General features: G+C 66.4%; 23 protein-coding genes. 15 read left to right on the top strand and 8 right to left on the bottom strand.

Annotated elements, in window-relative coordinates; all coding sequences use genetic code 11:
• The first annotated feature begins 116 nt into the window (after positions 1–116).
• The 6 genes from VGU03_RS03065 to VGU03_RS03040 all read left to right on the top strand — a co-directional run bounded on the left by VGU03_RS03065 (position 117) and on the right by VGU03_RS03040 (position 4,708).
• Positions 117–452 carry a hypothetical protein gene (locus VGU03_RS03065; protein ID WP_327478546.1) on the top strand — a complete coding sequence of 112 codons (336 nt, stop codon included), beginning with the start codon at positions 117–119 and terminating at the stop codon, positions 450–452.
• Between the two features lie 121 nt (positions 453–573).
• Positions 574–1,611, top strand: a complete 1,038-nt coding sequence (locus VGU03_RS03060) for an agmatine deiminase family protein (RefSeq protein WP_327478545.1) — start codon at positions 574–576, stop codon at positions 1,609–1,611.
• Between the two features lie 88 nt (positions 1,612–1,699).
• Positions 1,700–2,590, top strand: a complete 891-nt coding sequence (locus tag VGU03_RS03055; RefSeq protein WP_327478543.1) for a carbon-nitrogen hydrolase — start codon at positions 1,700–1,702, stop codon at positions 2,588–2,590.
• Positions 2,591–2,645: 55 nt separating this feature from the next.
• Entirely contained in the window at positions 2,646–3,872 is a 1,227-nt protein-coding gene (locus VGU03_RS03050) for a TraB/GumN family protein (protein WP_327478541.1), read from the top strand.
• A 140-nt stretch (positions 3,873–4,012) separates the two neighbouring features.
• Positions 4,013–4,336 (top strand): cytochrome c, encoded by a 324-nt coding sequence (locus tag VGU03_RS03045; protein ID WP_327478539.1) that lies wholly within the window; start codon positions 4,013–4,015, stop codon positions 4,334–4,336.
• 18 nt (positions 4,337–4,354) lie between these two features.
• Positions 4,355–4,708 carry a cytochrome c gene (locus tag VGU03_RS03040; protein WP_327478537.1) on the top strand — a complete coding sequence of 118 codons (354 nt, stop codon included), beginning with the start codon at positions 4,355–4,357 and terminating at the stop codon, positions 4,706–4,708.
• Between the two features lie 197 nt (positions 4,709–4,905).
• On the opposite strand, the gene VGU03_RS03035 is transcribed toward VGU03_RS03040, so the two are convergent.
• Positions 4,906–5,511: an NfuA family Fe-S biogenesis protein gene (locus tag VGU03_RS03035; RefSeq protein ID WP_327478535.1), complete on the bottom strand. Its 606-nt coding sequence runs from the start codon at positions 5,509–5,511 to the stop codon at positions 4,906–4,908.
• Between the two features lie 141 nt (positions 5,512–5,652).
• Between VGU03_RS03035 and VGU03_RS03030 the strand changes: the two genes are divergently transcribed.
• Positions 5,653–5,991, top strand: coding sequence for a 4a-hydroxytetrahydrobiopterin dehydratase (locus VGU03_RS03030; RefSeq protein WP_327478533.1), 339 nt, complete (start codon positions 5,653–5,655; stop codon positions 5,989–5,991).
• Position 5,992: 1 nt separating this feature from the next.
• On the opposite strand, the gene VGU03_RS03025 is transcribed toward VGU03_RS03030, so the two are convergent.
• A complete protein-coding gene (locus tag VGU03_RS03025; RefSeq protein WP_327478531.1) occupies positions 5,993–6,961 on the bottom strand; it encodes an RluA family pseudouridine synthase in 969 nt (322 codons plus the stop codon).
• 341 nt (positions 6,962–7,302) lie between these two features.
• Here VGU03_RS03025 and VGU03_RS03020 point away from each other — a divergent pair, with 341 nt between their 5' ends.
• On the top strand, positions 7,303–10,146 hold the full coding sequence (locus VGU03_RS03020) for an Rne/Rng family ribonuclease (protein ID WP_327478530.1): 2,844 nt from the start codon (positions 7,303–7,305) through the stop codon (positions 10,144–10,146).
• A gap of 125 nt (positions 10,147–10,271) precedes the next feature.
• Here VGU03_RS03020 and VGU03_RS03015 read toward each other — a convergent pair whose 3' ends face one another.
• The 3 genes from VGU03_RS03015 to VGU03_RS03005 form a co-directional block, all read right to left on the bottom strand.
• Positions 10,272–10,922 (bottom strand): response regulator, encoded by a 651-nt coding sequence (locus tag VGU03_RS03015; RefSeq protein ID WP_327478528.1) that lies wholly within the window; start codon positions 10,920–10,922, stop codon positions 10,272–10,274.
• 370 nt (positions 10,923–11,292) lie between these two features.
• Positions 11,293–11,814 (bottom strand): fasciclin domain-containing protein, encoded by a 522-nt coding sequence (locus VGU03_RS03010; RefSeq protein WP_414655926.1) that lies wholly within the window; start codon positions 11,812–11,814, stop codon positions 11,293–11,295.
• Positions 11,815–12,061: 247 nt separating this feature from the next.
• Positions 12,062–12,235, bottom strand: a complete 174-nt coding sequence (locus VGU03_RS03005; RefSeq protein ID WP_327478524.1) for a hypothetical protein — start codon at positions 12,233–12,235, stop codon at positions 12,062–12,064.
• A gap of 37 nt (positions 12,236–12,272) precedes the next feature.
• On the opposite strand from VGU03_RS03005, the gene VGU03_RS03000 reads away from it, so the two are divergent.
• From VGU03_RS03000 to VGU03_RS02970, 7 genes are all read left to right on the top strand, one after another.
• Positions 12,273–12,833: a sigma-70 family RNA polymerase sigma factor gene (locus VGU03_RS03000; protein WP_327478522.1), complete on the top strand. Its 561-nt coding sequence runs from the start codon at positions 12,273–12,275 to the stop codon at positions 12,831–12,833.
• The gene (locus tag VGU03_RS02995) at positions 12,830–13,636 is read left to right on the top strand and encodes an anti-sigma factor (RefSeq protein WP_327478520.1); all 807 of its coding nucleotides are present in this window, start codon (positions 12,830–12,832) and stop codon (positions 13,634–13,636) included. Before VGU03_RS03000 ends, VGU03_RS02995 begins: the two co-directional genes overlap by 4 nt.
• Positions 13,637–13,770: 134 nt before the next feature.
• Complete coding sequence (locus VGU03_RS02990; RefSeq protein ID WP_327478518.1) at positions 13,771–14,160, top strand: hypothetical protein; 390 nt, start codon at positions 13,771–13,773, stop codon at positions 14,158–14,160.
• A gap of 86 nt (positions 14,161–14,246) precedes the next feature.
• The gene (locus VGU03_RS02985) at positions 14,247–15,155 is read left to right on the top strand and encodes a DUF3034 family protein (protein WP_327478516.1); all 909 of its coding nucleotides are present in this window, start codon (positions 14,247–14,249) and stop codon (positions 15,153–15,155) included.
• Positions 15,156–15,182: 27 nt separating this feature from the next.
• Entirely contained in the window at positions 15,183–15,683 is a 501-nt protein-coding gene (locus tag VGU03_RS02980) for a group 1 truncated hemoglobin (RefSeq protein ID WP_327478514.1), read from the top strand.
• A gap of 122 nt (positions 15,684–15,805) precedes the next feature.
• Positions 15,806–16,372: a BLUF domain-containing protein gene (locus tag VGU03_RS02975; protein ID WP_327478512.1), complete on the top strand. Its 567-nt coding sequence runs from the start codon at positions 15,806–15,808 to the stop codon at positions 16,370–16,372.
• Between the two features lie 116 nt (positions 16,373–16,488).
• Positions 16,489–17,028 (top strand): peroxiredoxin, encoded by a 540-nt coding sequence (locus tag VGU03_RS02970; protein ID WP_327478510.1) that lies wholly within the window; start codon positions 16,489–16,491, stop codon positions 17,026–17,028.
• Between the two features lie 232 nt (positions 17,029–17,260).
• Here the strand turns inward: VGU03_RS02970 and VGU03_RS02965 are convergent, their stop codons facing one another.
• The 3 genes from VGU03_RS02965 to VGU03_RS02955 form a co-directional block, all read right to left on the bottom strand.
• The gene (locus VGU03_RS02965; protein WP_327478508.1) at positions 17,261–17,818 is read right to left on the bottom strand and encodes a peroxiredoxin family protein; all 558 of its coding nucleotides are present in this window, start codon (positions 17,816–17,818) and stop codon (positions 17,261–17,263) included.
• A 56-nt stretch (positions 17,819–17,874) separates the two neighbouring features.
• The gene (locus tag VGU03_RS02960) at positions 17,875–18,975 is read right to left on the bottom strand and encodes a transporter (RefSeq protein WP_327478506.1); all 1,101 of its coding nucleotides are present in this window, start codon (positions 18,973–18,975) and stop codon (positions 17,875–17,877) included.
• A gap of 181 nt (positions 18,976–19,156) precedes the next feature.
• Positions 19,157–19,747 (bottom strand): DUF2946 family protein (locus VGU03_RS02955; RefSeq protein WP_327478504.1); only part of this gene is annotated, 591 nt, incomplete at its 5' end.

Below are 19,747 nucleotides of genomic sequence, written 5' to 3'. Positions count from 1 at the left end.
CATGATACCCGGGCTTGGAATGCCGAGCCCATCGCAGTCGCCGTGGAGCGTCGTGGCGCGCCTGCCGCACATCTGCTACAACGACGCCGCACTGCACCTTTGCGGAGAGGGGAATCATGGTCAAGTTCACTGGCGGCCTGGCGATGCTGGCCGCGATCGCGTTGGGAGCGCCGGCGCTGGCACATGCCGGCGACAATCTGCTGATCAAGCGCGTGCAGCAGGAACAGGACATGAACCTGCCCACCCGAGGCATGACCATGGCCCAGGTCGAAAAGCGCTACGGCGCCCCGCAGCGCAAGCTGCAACCACGCGGCGGCGACACCAGGAAGCACCCGGTGATCAATCGCTGGGACTACAGCAACTTCATCGTGTACTTCGAGCACGACCACGTGATCCACTCGGTACTCAACACGCCGGCGGGAAACAACCACGATCCGGCGAGCGCGCAGTAAAAGCCTTCGCCGCCGGCGCCAGACAAAGGATCCCCGCGAAAGCGGGGATTTTTTTGGTCATGCCCAAGCCGGCCTGGCTCGACTAAACTGCGCCGCCTTCCGGTCCGACACGAGCATCGCGATGACTTCCTCCCCCGACCTGCGCCTGCCTGCCGAATGGGAACCGCAGGACGCGGTGCTGATCGCGTGGCCGCACGAGGGCACCGACTGGGCCGAGCGCCTGGCCGAGGTGGAAACCACCTACGTCGCCCTCGCAGCCGCCGTCGTGCGCTTCCAGCCGCTGGTCGTGATCGTCGCCGACGAGCGCGTGCGCGCCGATGCCGAGCGCGCGCTGCGCGACGCAGACGTGGACCTCGAACGCATCCGCTTCGTGGAACTGCCTTACGACGACACCTGGCTGCGCGATTCCGGACCCATCACGCTGGTCTCGGCGCAGGGTTTCCAGCTCACCGACTTCCGCTTCACCGGCTGGGGCGGCAAGTTCGGCGCGGAACAGGACGATGCGCTGGTCGCCGGCCTGGTCGCCACCGGCGTGTTCGGTCCGGCGGCGCACGAGCGCGTGGACTGGGCGCTGGAAGGCGGCGGCATCGAAAGCGACGGCGGCGGCACGGTGCTCACCACCTGGCGCTGCCTGCACCAGCGCCATCCGGAGCAGTCGCGCGAGGCGATGGACGCGATCCTGCGCGATAACCTGCATGCCCGGCGCGTGCTGTGGCTGGACCACGGCTACCTCGAGGGCGACGACACCGACGCGCACATCGACACCCTCGCCCGCTTCGCGCTCGGCAACCGCATCGTGTTCCAGGCCTGCGACGACCCGGCCGATCCGCACCACGAGGAGCTGGCGCGCATGGCCGCCGAACTCGCGGCGCTGCGTACGGCGGAAGGCGAGCCCTATCGGCTCGCGCCCCTGCCCTGGGCGCAGCCGATCCTCGACCGGGGCCGTCGCCTGGCGGCCTCGTACGCGAACTACCTGATCGTCAACGGCGCGGTGCTGGTGCCGGCCTACGGCGACGCGGCCGACGACGATGCCGCGCGCATCATCGGCGCGGCCTATCCCGGTCGCAAAGTGGTGCAGGTGCCCTGCCGCCCGCTGATCTGGCAGAACGGCAGCCTGCACTGCATCACCATGCAGTTGCCTGCCGGCTTGCTGGGCTGAACGCCCGCCATGCCGCAACGCTTTGCCGACAACCGGCCCGTGGCGCTCCGCTAAACTGCGTTTCCTGGCAAGTGATCAAGAGACGGGCATGACCGGCAAGACACTCAAGGTGGCGCTGCTGCAGGAAACCGACCGCGGCAGCCGCGACGCGAACCTCGATGCGATCGACGCGGGCCTGCGCGAAGCCGCTGCCGCCGGCGCGCAGCTGGTGCTTCTGCAGGAACTGCACAACGGGCCGTATTTCTGCCAGCGCGAGTGCGTGGACGAGTTCGATCTGGCCGAGACGATTCCCGGCCCGGGTACCGAGCGCATCGGCAAGCTGGCGGAAGAGCTTCGGCTGGTCATCGTCGCGTCGATCTTCGAGAAGCGCGCCGCCGGCCTGTACCACAACACCGCGGTGGTCTTCGACCGCTCCGCGGCGATCGCCGGCAAGTACCGCAAGATGCACATCCCGGACGACCCGGCCTTCTACGAGAAATTCTATTTCACGCCCGGCGACCTGGGCTTCGAGCCGATCGATACCTCGGTCGGCCGGCTGGGCGTGCTGGTGTGCTGGGACCAGTGGTATCCGGAGGCCGCGCGGCTGATGGCGCTGGCCGGCGCGCAGCTACTGCTCTACCCCACCGCGATCGGCTGGGATCCCAACGACGGACAAGACGAGAAGGACCGCCAGCGCGAGGCATGGGTGACCGTGCAGCGCGGCCACGCCGTAGCCAACGGCCTGCCGCTGCTTGCCTGCAACCGCACCGGCTACGAGGCCGACCCCTCGAAGGTGGGCGCAGGCATCCAGTTCTGGGGCACCAGTTTCGTGGCCGGACCGCAGGGCGAGTTCCTGGCCAAAGCCGGCACCGACGGTCGCGAGCTGCTGCTGGTCGACATCGACCTTTCGCGCAGCGAGCACGTGCGGCGGATCTGGCCGTTCCTGCGCGACCGGCGCATCGATGCCTACGGCGACCTGCTCAAGCGCTATCGCGATTGAGCCCCGACGCAACGCCCGCATCTTGAGGCGTTGGCACACCCGACCCGGTACCCGCATGAACCTTCCCCAGACTGACGCCAGCTCGCCCGACGCCCTGCTCGGCCAGCCGCTGCAACACGTCACCCGCGACGGCGTGGAGTACGTGGTGCTCGGCACGGCGCACGTCTCGCGCGCCAGCGTGGCGGCGGTCGAGACGCTGGTGGCGAACGAGGGCTTCGACGCGATCGCGGTGGAGCTTTGCCACAGCCGCGCCGAGGGCATGCGCAATCCTGACGCCTTCAAGCAGATGGACCTCTTCCAGGTGATCCGCCAGGGCAAGGTCGGCATGGTCGCGGCGAGCCTGGTGCTCTCCTCCTTCCAGCAGCGCCTGGCCGCCCAGTACGGCATCCAGCCGGGTGCGGAGATGAAGGTGGCCATGGAGGGCGCCGAGCGGGCCCGGCTGCCGTTGTGGCTGATCGACCGCGAGGTGGGCACCACGCTCAAGCGCGCATGGCGCAGTGTCGGCCTATGGTCGCGCTTCGGCCTGCTCGGCGGGCTGGTCGCCAGCGTGTTCGAGCGCGAGCAGGTGGACGAGAAGGAGATCGAGAAGCTCAAGGAAGGCGACCTGCTGGAAAGCGCCTTCGGCGAGTTCGCACAGAGTTCCGCGCCGCTCTACGACAGCCTGATCGGCGAGCGCGACGCCTTCATGGCCGCGCGCCTGAGGGAGCAGGCACTGGCCGCGCCGAACGTGCGCCGGGTGCTGGTGGTGATCGGCGCCGGGCACCTCAAGGGCCTGTGCGAACAGCTGCGCGAACAGCGGGAACCGCCCGCCGAGCGCATCGCCGAGCTCGCGCAATTGCCGCCGAAGGCATCGTGGCCCAAGTGGCTGGCGCTGGGCCTGGTACTGCTGGTGTTCGCGGCGATCGGGTACGCCTTCTACCGCAACCCGGCGCTCGGCGCGCAGGCGCTGCGCAACTGGGTGCTCTTCACCGGAGGCTGCGCCGCGCTGGGTGCGCTGGCGGCGGGCGGGCATCCGCTGAGCATCCTGGCCGCCTTCGTCGCGGCGCCGATCAAGCCCTTCCGCCCCGGCATCCCGGCCGGCGGCATCAGCGCCATGGCCGAGGCCTGGATACGCCGCCCGCGCGTGGCCGACTTCGAGACCCTGCGCGACGACATCAGCCAGTGGACCGGCTGGTGGAAGAACCGGGTGGCGCGCACCCTGCTCAATTTCATCCTGGTCAGCGTCGGCACGGCGATCGGCGAGTACGCGGCCGGCATCCAGATCTTCAAGAGCCTGTTCTGAGCGCTTCCTGGCACGGCCGAGACTCACGCCCAGGCCGCTGATTTCCATCAAGGCGGTGCGTTAAGTTGTCCGTCGCGCAACGCAGACACTATACTTCCGCGACTTTGCACCCTACCGACCCAAGCGTGGGAATGATCTCGATGATTCGACTGCAACTGCTCGGCCTGACCGTGGCCGCAGCGCTCCTCGCCACCGGCAGCGCGCACGCCGCGGGCGACAAGGCCAACGGCCGCAAGCTGGTCTACACCTGCAACGGTTGCCACGGCGTGGCCGGCTATACCAACGCCTATCCGGACTATCCGGTGCCGAAGATCGTCGGGCAGAACGAGCAGTACATCATCAATGCCCTGCACGGCTACAAGAGCGGCGAGCGCACCCACCCGACGATGATGGCGCAGGCGCAGAGCCTGTCCGACCAGGACATCGACGACATCGCCGCCTACCTTTCCAGCCTCGCCAAGTAAGCCTCGAAGGATCCCTGCATGAAGCGTGCGCTCACCCTGCTTATCTTCGGCGCCGTGCTGGCGTTGTCGTCCACCACGCTGCTGGCCGAAGGCAATGCCGCCAACGGCAAGACCAAAGCTGCGGCCTGCTTCGCCTGCCATGGCGCGGACGGCAACGCGGTCGATCCGCAGTACCCGCGTCTGGCCGGCCAGTACAACCTCTACCTGCAGCAGGTGCTGCACGAGTACAAGGACGGCCGCCGCAACAATCCCATCATGAAGGGCTTTGTCGCCACGCTGTCCGACCAGGACATCGAGGACGTCGCAGCCTACTTCTCCAGCCTGCCGACCAAGCTGAGCACGCTGAATGGGCACATCCAGGGCGACAAGTAAGCCAGCCCCAATGAGGTAAAAGCAAAAGGCCCGCAGCAGCGGGCCTTTTTCGTTCGCCCCCTCTCCCCTCTGGGGAGAGGGTTGGGGTGAGGGGCCAAGGCTTGCGAGGAAGCTATCGAAGCCCTGTTCCGATGCACATAGCCAGCCCTACTCCTCACCCCCGCCCGCTCCCCGAAGGGAGAGAGGGCGCAAGGCGCTCACCCCATCGCCGAGCTGCCCGCCTTTTCCTTGTAATAGGGATTGCGCCCGCCGTTGTGGTCGGTGGCGTCACGCACCGCCGTGATTTCCGGCACGCGCTCGCGCAAGGTCTTTTCCACGCCGTTCTTGAGCGTCATGTCGACCATGCTGCAGCCGTGGCAGCCGCCGCCGAATTGCAGCACGACCACGCCCTCGGCGCTGATTTCCAGCAGGCTCACGCGGCCGCCGTGCGAGGCGATGCGCGGGTTGATCTCCGCTTCGATCACGTAGCGCACCCGCTCGACCAGGCCCGCATCGGCGCCGGGAATCTCGCCCTTGATCCTGGGCGCGCGGATGTTGAGCTGACCGCCGGTGGGGTTGGGCTCGTAGTCGATGCTGGCACCGTCGAGCCAGCGCGCACTGTCGCCTTCGAGATAGAAGTCGAATCCCTGGCATTCGACCAGCCATTCGCCACCGCCGAGCTCGCGTGGCTCACAGAATTCCAGTTCGCAGTTGGCCGCCGGCGTACCGGGCGCGGTGACGCGCAGAAGGATGCCCAGATCTTCGCCCTGCTGAGCCAGCAGACGGCGAAAATGCGCCTGCGCGCGGTCGGAAATATCGATCATTCGGAAACTCTCGAGGCGCCGGACGGGGACGGTCGGCGAAACAGCACCATTTTAGTCCTGTTTACGGGGAAAAGTCCGGCTTTGACTTTTCCGGACGCAGCTTCGACCCTTTGCCTTTCCCCCACTCGCAGCGGAATCCCGATGAACCTCAGCGACCTTTCCAGTCAGCATTGCCAACCACGCAAGGGCAAGGAACACGCACTGGCGCCTTCCCAGGTACAGGAACTGCTGGCGACGCTGCCGGGCTGGCAGTTGAGCCAGGCTGGCGCCGCCATCGTGAAGGACTTCCGTTTCAAGGATTTCCACCACACGCTGGGCTTCATCAACGCCGTCGGCTTCATGGCCAACCGCGAGGACCATCATCCGGACCTCGAAGCCGGCTACGGCCATTGCCAGGTGCTGTGGTCCACCCATGACGTGGGTGGCTTGTCGCTCAACGACTTCATTTGCGCGGCGCGCACGGAAGCCCTGCTGAGCTAGCTCAACGCTTGCTTTTTCCTTTATTGCCAAGAACATCGAGAAAGTTCTTCAAGTCATCTGGAAGCGGCGCGGAAAACCCGTAGGCGCGCCCTTCCAGCTCGAAGCCCATGTGCGCGGCATGCAGGAACAGCCGCTGCAAGCCCTTCTCCCGGAAGCGCTTGTTGGCTTCGCGATCGCCGTATTTGGTGTCGCCGGCCAGCGGATGGCCGATATGCGCCGCATGCACGCGGATCTGGTGGGTGCGCCCGGTGCCGAGGGTCGCCTGCATCAGGCGGGCACCGGTGTACTGCTCCATCTCGCGGAAAAAAGTGAGCGATGGCTTGCCGTTATCGGACACTCTTACCATTCTTTCTCCGCCCTGTAGCACGGATTTGAGAAGCGGCGCGTTGACGTCGAAGCGCGCCTTGTGCGGGTGGCCGACCATCAGGCAGAGGTATTGCTTGGTCACCTGGCCCGCCCGGATCGCGGCCTGCAGCCCGATCAGCCCGGCGCGCGTCTTGGCGAGGACCAGCACGCCGCTGGTATCGCGGTCGAGCCGGTGGACCAGCTCCAGGTGCTGGTCCGGGCGGGCGGCACGCAGCAACTCGATCGCGCCGTGGCTCACTCCCGAACCACCATGGCTGGCGATGCCCGACGGCTTGTCGATGGCCAGGAAGTGCTTGTCCTCGAAGATCACCGCTTCGGCGACCGCGGCGACCAGGTCCGGCGCGGGCCCCTGCTCGGCCGGGCGTTCGCCCGTGCGCACCGGCGGGATCCGCAGCCGATCACCGGCGTTGAGACGGGTATCGGGTTTGGCGCGCTTGCCGTTCACGCGCACCTGCCCGGTGCGCAGGAGACGGTAGATCATGCTCTTGGGCACGCCCTTGAGCAGGGTCGCCAGGGCATTGTCGATCCGCTGGCCGTCGCGCTCGGGGCCGATGTCGACTTGACGCACACCTTGAGGTGCGTCATGGGAAGTTGCCGTCTGCATTGAAAAAAACCTGGGGTAATAGGATACTCGACAGGCGCTTTGTGTCCCCCCATCGGGTTCGATTGTGGTGGGATGCCCGTCCGCGACGTCGGCGAGGATTGCGCCGGTGGCCACCCAGGCAGCCGGCCGTAAACTCCCTTTCATCGTAACGGTTCGGGATGCCGTTGTCCGCCGCCAGGGGGTGGCGAACCGGCAAAAGCGCGTGCCACGAATCACCCCGGTGTCGGAGATTGATGCCGGTTTTATTTGCCGCCACCCGCTGCGGCGCGATCCCGGCAGGCTGCCTGAGTTAGGCGCCACCGTGGCACGCGACGCGCGGCCAGGCCGAAGGAAAAACTACAATGAAGCGCATGTTGATCAACGCAACTCAGCGTGAAGAGTTGCGCGTGGCCATCGTCGATGGCCAGACGCTGTACGACCTCGATATCGAAATCCCCTCCCGCGAGCAGAAAAAAGCCAATATCTACAAGGGCCGCATCACCCGGGTCGAGCAATCCCTGGAAGCCTGCTTCGTCGACTACGGCGCCGAGCGCCACGGTTTCCTCCCGCTGAAGGAAATCTCCGACCAGTACTTCACCCCGGGCCTGAACCCCAACAAGGCCAGCATCCGCGAACTGCTCAAGGAAGGCCAGGAACTGGTCGTCCAGGTCGAGAAGGAAGAACGCGGCAACAAGGGCGCGGCGCTGACCACCTTCATCAGCCTGGCCGGCCGCTACATGGTGCTGATGCCGAACAATCCGAAGGCCGGCGGCGTTTCGCGCCGGATCGAGGGCGAGGACCGGCAGGCGCTGAAGGAAGCGCTGGAGCACCTGAACGTCCCCGACGACGTCGGCCTGATCGTGCGCACCGCCGGCATGGGCCGCGACGCCGAAGAGCTGCAGTGGGACCTCGATTACCTGCTGACCCTGTGGCGCTCGATCTCCGAAGCCGCGGCCAAGCAGAGGGCGCCGTTCCTGATCTACCAGGAATCGAAGCTGTTCATCCGCGCCTTGCGCGACTACCTGCGCAACGACATCGGCGAGATCCTCATCGACGAGGAATCGCTCTACAACGACGCGCGCGAGTTCATGCAGCAGGTGATGCCCAACGCCCTGCGCAAGCTCAAGCTGTACAAGGACGACACCCCGCTTTTCTCGCGCTACCAGATCGAGACGCAGATCGAGAGCGCGTTCGACCGCCAGGTGCGCCTGCCCTCCGGCGGCTCGATCGTGATCGACCAGACCGAGGCGCTGACCGCGATCGACATCAACTCCTCCAAGGCCACCAAAGGCTCGGACATCGAGGACACCGCGTTCAACACCAACTGCGAGGCGGCGGTGGAAATCGCCCGCCAGTTGCGCATCCGCGACGCCGGCGGCCTGATCGTCATCGACTTCATCGACATGGACAGCCCGCGCCACCAGCGCGAGGTCGAAGAGAAGCTCAAGGACGCGCTCAAGCACGACCGCGCCCGCGTGCAGGTCGGCCGCATCAGCCGCTTCGGCCTGCTGGAGATGTCGCGCCAGCGCCTGCGCCCCAGCCTGGGCGAGGCCACCCAGATCGTTTGCCCGCGTTGCGAGGGCCACGGCCATATCCGCGGCATCGAGTCGCTGTCGCTCTCGACCCTGCGCCTGATCGAAGAGCACGCCATGAAGGACAACACCGGCCAGGTGCTGGTGCAGGCCCCGCCGGCGGTGGTCAACTTCATGCTCAACGAGAAGCGCGCCAGCGTGGTCGAGATCGAGTTGCGCAACAAGGTGCACGTGGTCATCGTCGCCGACGGCAAACTCGAGACCCCGCACATCGAGATCCAGCGCATCCGCGAAGCGGACATGGGCGAGCACAGCAAGCCCAGCTACGAGCGTCTGACCGCCGTGGAAGCCGCGCCGATCCCCAAGATGGGCCAGACCTTGGGCAGCTCCGAGCAGCCCGCGGTCAGCGGCATCGTGCCCGCCACGCCCGCGCCGGTGCGTGAAGAGGCGCCGGCCCCTGCTCCCGCGCCTGCGGCACAGCGCCCGCGCCCGGCCAGCGCCCCCGCGCCGCAAGGCGGCGTGATCTCGCGCCTGCTCGGCTGGTTCCGCGGCAGCGCCACGCCGGCCCCGGCGCAGGCCAGCGAACGCAGCCAGCCCGCGCAACCGGCCGCGCGCCAGGGGCGCCGCGACGAGCGCAACCGCCCGCAGCAGCAAACGCAGGGCGGACAGCGTAGCGGGCGCCGCGACCAGGCCCAGGCCCAGCAACAGCCGAAGGGCGGTGCAGGCAAGAACGCCCCCCCCCGCCAGCGCGGCAACGAAGCCGGCGCCGGCTCGCGCCAGCCCCAGCAACAGGCCAGGGAGCAGGCGCCACGCCAGCCCAGGCCCGCCCCCGCACCAGCCGCGGGCAACGACAACCAGGAGCCGCGCAAGCAGCCGCAGGTCAAGCAGGAACGCGCCCCACGTCCGCCCCAGGCAGAGCAGCCGGCCACCACCCCCATTCCGGCGAGCGAGCCGGTGAAGGAAGCCGAGGTGACGGCCGTGGCGCAGCCCGAGGCCGCGACCACCGCGCCGGAAAACAAACCCGAGACCGAAGGCAGCCAGCCGCGCCGCCGTCGCGGCCGCCGCGGTGGTCGCCGTCGCCGTCGCCACGAGGACGGCACGCCGGTCCTGGACGCCCCGGGCAATCCGCTGGAAGAACTCGACGATGAGGATCGCGAGGACGGGGACGATACCGAGGCGACGCGTCAGAATAGCCCGGCCGCGCCCGCCGCCCCCGCCGCAGCCGTGGTCCCGGCCGCCAGCGTGGCAGCCAGCGTGGCGGCCACCGAGAACGCGGCCCACGCACGCCAGGCCGCGCCCGATGGCGCATCGGAGTTTCCCGAAACGGCGCAGCCTGCCCAGGTAGCCAGCTTCAACCTTCCCCCGCTCCCGCCCATCCCTGCGCAAGCCCTTCCGGGTGAAGCCGGGCCCGAGGTTGCGAACACGGTCGAGTCCAAGCCCGCTACGCTCGTCGACGCCCCCGTAGCGGCGGCTGACACGCAGCCAGCGGAAGCGCAACCCGAGCCGCCCGCCCCGGTAGCGGACGAAACGGCAGGGACCGAGCACTCCGGCACGCCGGCGCCAGGCCCCAAGCAGGGCGACCTGCTCGCTTCCACTTCAACGCAGCATCCCGAGCCCGCGCAGGATACGTCGCCGACCGGCACGACCCCGCCCAAAGACGCGGCCCAGGGGTGATCAAAAGAGGTGATCCAACGGGTTGATCCCACGGGATGATCCAACCGCGCCCTTCCGCTCGCCGGAAGGGCGCACACGCAAAAAGCCGGACCTGGGTCCGGCTTTTTGTTTGCGTCGGGGTGGGGTCAACCCACCTGGTTGGGTGCATCCAGCAGGCCGTGCACCGTCATGAGATGGGCCAGACCGATCACGTGCTCCACCTGCAGTTTCTCCATGAGGCGCTGCTTGTAGGTGGACACGGTCTTCGGGCTCAGGCTCAGCTGGTCGCCGATCACCGTCAACGGCTTGCCCCGCACCAGCATCATGGCGACCTCCAGCTCGCGGCTGGACAAGGCATCGAAGGGCGATCCACTGTTGCCGTCGAGCGTGGCCAACGCCAGTTGCTGCGCCACCGCGGGCGCGAGATACCGCCGCCCGCCGGCGACCTGCCGCACGGCGACCAGCAGTTCGTCGGCCGAACAACCCTTGGTGAGGTAACCGAGCGCGCCGGCATCCAGCAGCCGCTTCGGAAAGCGCGCATCGTCGACCACGGTGATGATGATGATGTGCGTGTTGAGCTTGGCGCGGATCACCCGTTCGGTGAGTTCGATGCCGCTCATCCCCGGCATGTGCACATCGACCAGCGCCACGTCCGGCGCCTGCGTGCGGATCAGCTTGAGTCCCTCCTCCGCGGTTCCCGCCTCTCCTTTAATGCACACGTCCGGCTGCTGCTGCAGGATCATCCGGAAACCCGTGCGTACCAATTCGTGATCGTCCACAAGCACGATGTTGATCACTTCAAGCCCTCCCTGGGAATGGTCAAGGAAAAGTAGGTGGCCGCTCCGCGCTTTGCAAGCGTTGATCGAGCAGCGAGCAAAAAAAGACCCGCCATCGGCGGGTTTCTCTTGGGAAGGCTGACCCCCGTCATGGGTGCCAAGGGGCACCGGGTATGCGTTTAATGCGCGGTCTACAGTGATTTTCACTCAGAAAATCGTCCGGTCCGAAGCACCCGCCCGGTTGCGGACAGTGGCCTATTTCTGAAGTACATGCCGGCCTTGCGGCGGCTGCGCACGTCGGCGCTCACCTAATAAAAAGTGTCCCGGCCACGGATGCGGCCGGGACAAGCAGTTGCGGCGAGGGGGGAGACCGCAACCCGTAAAGCTGGCCTCAGGGCATCAGCACCTTGTTGACCACCAGGATCACGCCGTTCGACTGGTACACGTCGGGAATGGTCACGTCCGCAACGTTGCCCTTGTCGTCCGTGACCGTCAGATGTCTGCCGCTGCCTTTCACCGTCAGCGAATCGCCTTCCACGGTTTTCAGTTTTGCCTGACCTCCACCAGCCGCAATCCTGGCGTCGAGCGCCTTGGCATCCAGACGGCCCGATACCACGTGATACGTGAGGATCTTCGTCAACTCGGCTTTGTTGCCGGGCTTGAGCAGGTTGGTCACGGTACCGGCGGGAAGTGCATCGAACGCTGCGTTGGTGGGGGCGAATACGGTGAACGGGCCGGGGCCTTCCAGCGTCTCCACCAGACCAGCTGCCTTGACCGCAGCAACCAACGTGGTGTGGTCCTTGGAGTGCATGGCGTTCTGGACGATGTTGCGCGAGGGGTACATGGCCGCCCCACCCACCATCACAGTCCCATCGGAGCCCGCCGGGCTCATGCCGCCCGACATCTGTGCCATCGCAGGCACGGCGCCGGCGATGAGTGCCAGCGACAGACCCAACTTCAATGCGCATACCTTATAGCCCGTTTTCATGTGATCTCTCCTGTCCAGGTGAATGCTGCGGGTTGCACGAACACTCTCCCTTACGCAACAGAGTCGGACATGGATGCATGCGCTCCGTGGCCTGTTTCGGGCATCCCCACACAAAGAGGCGTAATCGCAAGGCGATGCAGCCAGTCGTTGGTCGCGTTGGCACGGTCGCCATCTACGCCTGAGCTGCCATGCCTGATCGGGCGCTGGCAAGCCGCATGTCGGTGCGCAGGAAGTGCAGGAGTTTTTCGTCGACTTCCGTGTGGCCGCAAATTCTGATCCACTGATCGTGGTGGACCTTCTTCTCGGCAGCGGCTCCGCTACCGCAGAACGAGAGGTCACGCCTCATGCAGGATTCTGATTCCGTTGCACCCGGATATTCGCCCATGACCGCAAACCGCACCGCCGAGCAGCAAGCGTTGGACCGCCTGCTTTCGCAGACCGCCGCCGGCGACCAGGCGGCGTTCGCCGAACTCTACCGGCGCAGCTCCTCCCGCCTCTTCGGCGTGTGCCTGCGCATGTTGCGGGAACGCGGCGAGGCCGAAGAGGTGCTGCAGGAGGCCTGGATCGCCGTGTGGCATCGCGCGGCGATGTTCGATGCGTCCAAGGCCAGTGCGATCACCTGGCTCATCACGCTGGTCCGCAACAAGGCGATCGACCGGCTGCGCCAGCGCCGCGAGCAGCCGCTGGACGATCCCGCGCTGCTGGACGATCTGGTGGACGATGATCCCAGTCCGGCCGTCGGCGCCCAGAACAGCCAGGAGTACCGCCGCTTGCGCGACTGCCTCGATCAGCTGGAGCCGCAGCAACGTCGTTCGGTGCGTGAAGCCTTTTTCTCGGGAGTTACGTATAACGAGCTGGCGGCACGCTGCAAGGTACCGCTGGGAACCATGAAGAGCTGGATCCGCCGCAGCCTGCTGCAACTTCGCACGTGCCTCGACACATGAACACACCGATCGACGACGGCAACACCCATTTGCGCTACGCCGAATATGTCCTCGGCTTGCTGGATGCCGACACGCGGGCCGAGGTGGAGCGCGAAATGATGGCGAGCGACGCCGTCGCCACCACCGTGGCGCTGTGGCAGCGCCGGTTGTTGCCGCTGGGCGAGGAAATCGCGTCCAGCGAACCGCCGGCGTACGTGTGGCACCGCATCCTCAGCCAGCTCGGGCTGGACACGCCGCCGCATGCCGAACGATCCGGCCCCGCGCCAACCCGAACGCTGCGCCTGTGGGAAAACCTGCGGTTCTGGCATTGGCTGGGGCTGGGCACCAGCGTGCTGGCCGCCGCCTGCCTGGTGCTGCTGTTGCTGCCTTCGCGGCAGCCGATTGCTCCCGCGGCCACCTACATGGCTTCGGCCATCGCCCAGACCAACGGCCAGGTCGGCTGGACGGCTACGGTGGACGTCGGCCACGCCCGCATGATCGTGGTGCCAGCCAAACCGCAGGCCATCGCGGCCGGCCGTGCGCCGGAACTCTGGCTGATTCCCGCAGGCCAGAAACCCATCGCCGTGGGCATGATCGGCGGTGGTGCGCCGACCACGCTGATACTGGATCCTGCCTTGCTGGCCAAGCTCGGCCCGAGCGCCGCGCTGGCGGTCTCGGTGGAACCACCGGGTGGCTCGCCCACTGGCCAACCCACCGGTCCAGTGATTGCCACGGGCAGCATCGGCGTCTCCGCCGACGCGGCGAACGGACGGCCGGCGAACCTGCCGAGCCAGCCGGCCGACAACGTACGCGGGAGCAGCTGATATCGATCGATCCGCGCGCTGCGCCAGCGCGCGGATCGTTGTTCTCCCCTCCAGCCGGGGCCGCCGCATCCGTGCGCCTTCGGCCCTCGTATCAGGCTTGGCAGGCACGTGCCTGCGTCCAAGGGAGACAGGGGATGAGGGTTTCGATCCGGACCGCTTCGGTCCTGCTGTGCGTGCTGTGCCTGCACGCTTCCATCGCCGCTGCGCAAACGCAAGCGCCGCCTACGGCAGACGCCCAGCAGCGGCTGGTCGGCAGCCGCGGCATGGCGTTGTACACCTACGATCCGGACGGCGATAGCGGTCATAGCCAATGCGATGGGGTCTGCGCCGCGTTGTGGCCGCCGTATCTCGCGGCGGCGGGCGCCAAGGCGCAGGGCGGCTTCGGCCTGGTGACACGCAGCGACCACAGCATGCAGTGGAGCTACCGAGGGCGCCCGCTCTACCGCTACGCCGCCGATAGCGCGCCCGGCACCGCCCTGGGCGACGGGGTGAACGGCAACTGGCACGTGGTGCGGATCCATTGAGAAGCACTTCGCCTGCATCCTTCGGCGCACTTGCTCCGTATGGCATGCAGGGCGCAAGCGGTGCGCCGAAGAGGGAGAGCACAGCAATGCACAAAATTCGCAGGCAAAAAATGCTGCTGGTCGGCGCCTTGGCGCTGGCGGGCGGACTGGCTTCGCTGCAGGCGGCAGCCGCCGATGCCGGGAATTCGGCGGACAACATCAGCGGCAAGCTGCTGCTCACCGGCGGCGTGTCACAGATCGAGGGCTCCGCCGGCGGCGGCCTGACCCCGTGGGCGGTGATCGGCAGCTACGGAACGCAGGGCCAGTTCGGCGCCAACGCGTTCTACACCCGAGCCAACGTGCAGGACTACCACCTCGACGATGCGGGCGCGATGGTAGGCATCGACAACCGCGTCGAGTTTTCGGTGGCGCAGCAGCGTTTCGACACCGAAGACGTCGGCGCGGCGCTGGGCCTGGGCCGCGGCTTCACGTTCCGGCAGAACGTGGTCGGCCTGAAGGTGCGGCTGTTCGGCGACGCCGTGCTCGACCAGGACAGCTGGGTGCCGCAGGTATCGGCGGGCGTGCAATACAAGAGCAACAACCAGGGCGCGATCCTGCATGCGATCGGCGCCAAGAGCGACCATGGAACCGACTACTACCTCAGCGCGACCAAACTGTTCCTTTCGCAAAGCCTGCTGCTGAACGCCACGCTGCGCCTCACCAAGGCCAACCAGATCGGCATCCTCGGCTTCGGCGGTGACAAGCACGACAGTTACCAGGCCGAGTTCGAAGGCTCGGCCGCCTACCTGCTCAGCCGCAACTGGGCCATCGGCGCGGAATACCGCCAGAAGCCGAACAACCTCGGCATCGCCAAGGAAGACGACTGGTACGACGCCTTCGTCGCCTGGGCGCCGACCAAGCACGTCTCGCTGACGCTGGCCTACGCCAACCTCGGCAACGTCGTCATCAAGGACAACCAGCACGGCCTGTATGCGTCCGTGCAGGTGGGCTTCTGACCCGATCACGCCATGAGGATTCCGATCATGTACAAGACTCTGCCTTGCATCCTGCTGTTTGCTGCCGGCCTTCTCGCCGGCACCACCGCTTCGGCGCAAACCACCATGCAGCCCGCCGGTTCCGGCGCCAGTGGCGACGCCTACCCTGCCGCGCCGCGCGATCCTGCACTCAAGCCGGTATTCGAACAATTCGGCGGCAAGCCCGGCCTCGTCGCGCTGATGAACGATTTCATGGACAACCTGATGGCCGATCCGGTCACCCGCCCCTTCTTCCAGTATGCCGACCGCGAGCACATCAAGGCGGAGCTTGTAGACCAGTTCTGCGTGATTCTGGACGGTCCGTGCACCTACACCGGCAAGGACATGGCCTCGGTGCACCGCGGCATGGACGTCAATCGCGCCGACTTCAACGCGCTGGTCGAGGACCTGCAGAAGGCGATGAACAAACACGACATACCGTTTCGCGCGCAGAACAAGCTGCTGGCCAAGCTCGCGCCGATGCACCGGCAGATCATCACCAAGCCCTGAGGGATTGAACCCGCACACGAACGTCGCAAGCTACGCGCGGCGTTCGTGGAGAACGCGGGCGCCTGCATCCGAACCGCCGCAGCGTGCGTAGAAAGCTCGTTTACGCAGCCGCCGAGGTTTCGATGTCGCTCTGGCAACGTATTGTCTACATCAGCAAGGCCACTTTCGCCAACGCCGACCGCGGACCCGCGATCGAGCCGCAGATCGGCCGCATCCTGATGCAGTCGCGCCGCAACAATCCCACACGCGGATTGGTCGGCGCGCTGTACTACGGCGACGGGCATTTCTTCCAGGTGCTCGAGGGCGAGGCCGCGGCGATCGACGCCCTGCTCGACACGCTACGCAACGACCCGCGCCACGACCACCTGACCGTGCTCTCGCGCGTGGGCATCGAGCGGCCGAGCTTCAGTGGGTGGTCGATGAAGTACGTGGCCGCAGCAGACGAGGTGAGGCGGCTGCTGGCCTCGTTCGGCCATCGCCGGTTCGACCCGTACGGCTTCGACGATGCGCAGGTCGCGTCCATGGTCGCGCTGCTGCAGCACCGCCCCTCGGCGCCCGACTCACACGCGGAAGCGCCATCACGGCGCGATCGCGATGATGCCGTGCGCCTCGCCCGTCGGGCGCTGGCGGTCAGCGCGACAGCGCTGCTGCTCTCGCTGCTGGCGATCGTGCTGGCATGGCGGCGGTAGCACGGTGTTGTCGTTCCCGTCCGAGACCATACGGACGGGCGGGACCGAACCGTTGACGCCGGCCCTTCCGCGCCCGCGGGCGTACTTTCCAACCTAGCCATGGAGTCCGAGTCGCCATGAAACCGTTCCAGTCCATCGCCCTGGCCGGCCTGCTCGCCGTCGCGGCCAGCGCCCACGCCGCGCTCAAGCCGGGTACCCGCGCGCCGAATTTCAGCGCGCCCGCCTATCTCGACGGCAAGCCGTTCACCTTCAACCTCGCCGATGCGCTGAAGCACGGCCCGGTGGTGCTGTACTTCTTCCCCGCGCCGCACACCGCCGGCTGCAACATCGAGGCCCATCTGTTTTCGCAGGCGATCGACAGATTCAAGGCGCTGCACGCCACGGTGATCGGCGTCACCGCCGGCCATCTCGACCAGCTGGCGATGTTCTCGCGCGAGACCGAGTACTGCAGCGGAAAATTTCCTGTGGCCGCCGACCAGGACGCCAGGATCGCGAAGGAGTACGACGCCACCCTACTTCTGCGACCGGGCTGGTCGGATCGCGCCTCGTACGTCATCGCCCCCTCCGGCATGATCACCTACGTGTATTCGAGCCTGAGCCCGGACCGGCACATCCGGAAAACGCTGGAAGCCGTCGAAGCCATCGCCGCGCACTGAGCAGCGACGTTCTGCCTGCCGAGCCTCTGTGGTGCGACGGCGACATCTGTCCCCTTATCCGCGAGGACAGATGCGCCTAGGCGATCGGTCCTGAGCTGAGCCGGATGATCGGCCCATGCCTGCATGACCCCGACGCTACCCACGAAATTTGACACGTTGTCGGCAGGCAATATTCGCGTTGCATTTTGTGTGGGCGGCGAAAGCACTTCCGCCGACCCCTGCCCGTTGCGTGTCAGCGGCGCGGCCTCTCCAAAAGCGGCGTCACCACCTGCTCGAGCCGTTCGCGGGTGAGCTCTGGTTGCTTATCTTTCCAGCCATCGTGGACGAGAAGGCCATTGCGGTCGATCACGAAGCTGACCGGCAGGCGCCAGATGCGGCCGTACCCCGGCACGTGCGGATCCTCGAGCAACCCCGTGGGAAACCTCAGTGTGGAAGCGACCCGCTTCACCTGATCGAGCGTGTCCGGCGCATCGAGGCTGAAACCCAGCACGACAAGATTGTCGCGCGCATGCTCCTGCGCGTAGCTTGACAACAAGGGCAACTCATCGCGGCAGGGGCCGCACCATGTAGCCCAGAAGGTGAGGATCACCGTTTTGCCGTGGAGTTCTGCCAACGAGATGTGTCGCCCGTCCAGCGTGTCGAGTGTGATGCCCGGCGCCGGTTGTCCCACGCGAAGCTCATTGGCGAATGCCATCGGTGTGCTGGCCAGCAGCAGTATGGACACGGCGATGTGGCGCCACAGGTGTTTCAGGCGCCAGCCTCTGGGCGCAGATATCGAAAGTCTGTTCACCAGCTTTGCTGAGCATGTTCGTGTCGATGACGCTGCTGCTAGATAAGTCGGCGAAGTCATAGCTGCATGCTCAGGCCAACAGTAGCCGTCCAGCGTGGAAACAGTTGGTATCCCTGCAGGCGGCTGTACACGGGCACCTGTACGAACGCATAGAACTGCAGGTTCCTGGTCAGACTGGCGCTGATGCCGGGGCTGAGATAAGCCACCGTGCCGGCAGTGTCCGGCCGGTCCGCGAAAGCGCCCTGGTCGGCGTTGCGGTGGATCAGGTTGATCTGCAGTTGTGGCACCCAGTCCGCGTGCGCCTCGTAGCGCAGGCCAACGCTGGCGGAGGCGAGATTGCCTGGCCGGAAGTCGGCGCCCGGTCGATCCATCCTCTCGCTCACGGCCGCCTGGAACTGGCCATTCACGAACATATCGAAGTTCTGGCTGACAGGTTGGTAGTAGTACGCGCCGACGATGAGGTCCGTGCTGCCCGTGCCCGCCTGCAGGCTGCTATCCAGCGATTGCCCAAGGCTGGGCCCGGAGTGGAATGTGGTCGGATGGCCGATCAGGTCGCCGTCGTCCGTCTGGCCGCCATAGTGGCCCGTCGGCAACTTGATACCGAACTGAACACCCAGGTTGTGCATGGGCAGAAAGCCCTGATAGCTACCGATGAGTTTCACGTCGCCCAGCCCGGCGACATGTGCGTCGCTGACCCGGTCGGGCGCCGTTTCGGCCGGCGTATAGGGGGCCAGTTGCGTGCCGTAGGTGTCGTGATCGCGAATGACGTAGGGCACCACGAAGGTCAACCCCCAGTCGGCATTGAATCGGTAGGCGGCAGCGAAATTGATGTAGCGGTTGACGGTCTGTTTCTCGATCTCGCCGCCACCCAGCGATGGGTCGGACGGTTGTTCGACCACTTGCCGCGGCGATGCCTTGCTGCTGCCGCGACGCAGTTGATCCTGGTCGATGAACGTATAGTCCACGTTCAATCGCCAGCCGCTGACCGTCGAATAGCCCGTGGCGGCATCCGTGCTGAGGGTGCATCCGCAAGTCGCACACGCGCTCGCGACTTGCGGGAACAACGTGGCGAGGCATAGCAGGGCGCTGGTTGTGCCTACTGCGCGTAGTGAGAAGCGGCGTGGTGTGAAGGTGCGATGGACCAAGGTGATGCGCATGGGCGTGTTCCCGATTCGCGCGGCGAACACTTGGCCGTTCGCTCGGCGCGGACATGTTTGAGTGCTCGCACAGCCGTGTCCGACCACGTGATCTGGCCGTGGTCTGGCGGTGAAGGCGTCGGTGGCGTTGGCGGCGCAGAATCGATTCGGCGCAAGGTGCGCGCGAGCGCTCGCCGGCATGTCAGGAAAGGTTGGGAGGCCCGCGTGGGCGTGCGTCCTGGTTCGGCGTACTCCGCAGTTCGGCTTCGTGCAATGCCACAGCCGTGAAGCTGCGTGGCGGTGCGGGAAGCAGATGCAGGAGCACATGCGCTGCGATCAGCGACTGATGATCAAGCAGGACGCAGTAGCAGCAACGGTCAGTCGGATCCGCCGGGTGGTCAGGCGTCGCGGGATGATCGTTGTTCGCCATCGCGTGCGGACAATCGCTGCCCATCATGGTGGCCATGCCCTGCATGTCCTGCATGGCGGCATGCATCGCCATGACACGCGATACGAGGGGTACCACCACAATGAACGCCATGGTGTTCGCCGTGTTCGCGCTGGTGGTCACCTGCGGAATCGTCAGCGTCTGCCCCACCACCAGGTCGGCATCGCTGCCCAGCCCGTTGGCCTGCGCCACCACGTACCACAGGCTGGCGTCGCCGTATTCGTTCTGCGCGATGCTCTTGAGCGTGTCGCCGAACTGCACCACGTAGCCGCTGGTGCCGGCATCGGTGTTGCTGAAGGCGGTCAGGCCGTTGACCACGTCGATGCCGCCGCCCTCGTCGACGCT

The sequence above is a fragment of the Frateuria sp. genome (assembly GCF_035944355.1).
GTDB lineage: Bacteria > Pseudomonadota > Gammaproteobacteria > Xanthomonadales > Rhodanobacteraceae > Frateuria_A.
The sequence above is the reverse complement of the archived record's forward strand: the minus strand, read 5'-3'. Positions and strand labels throughout refer to the sequence as shown.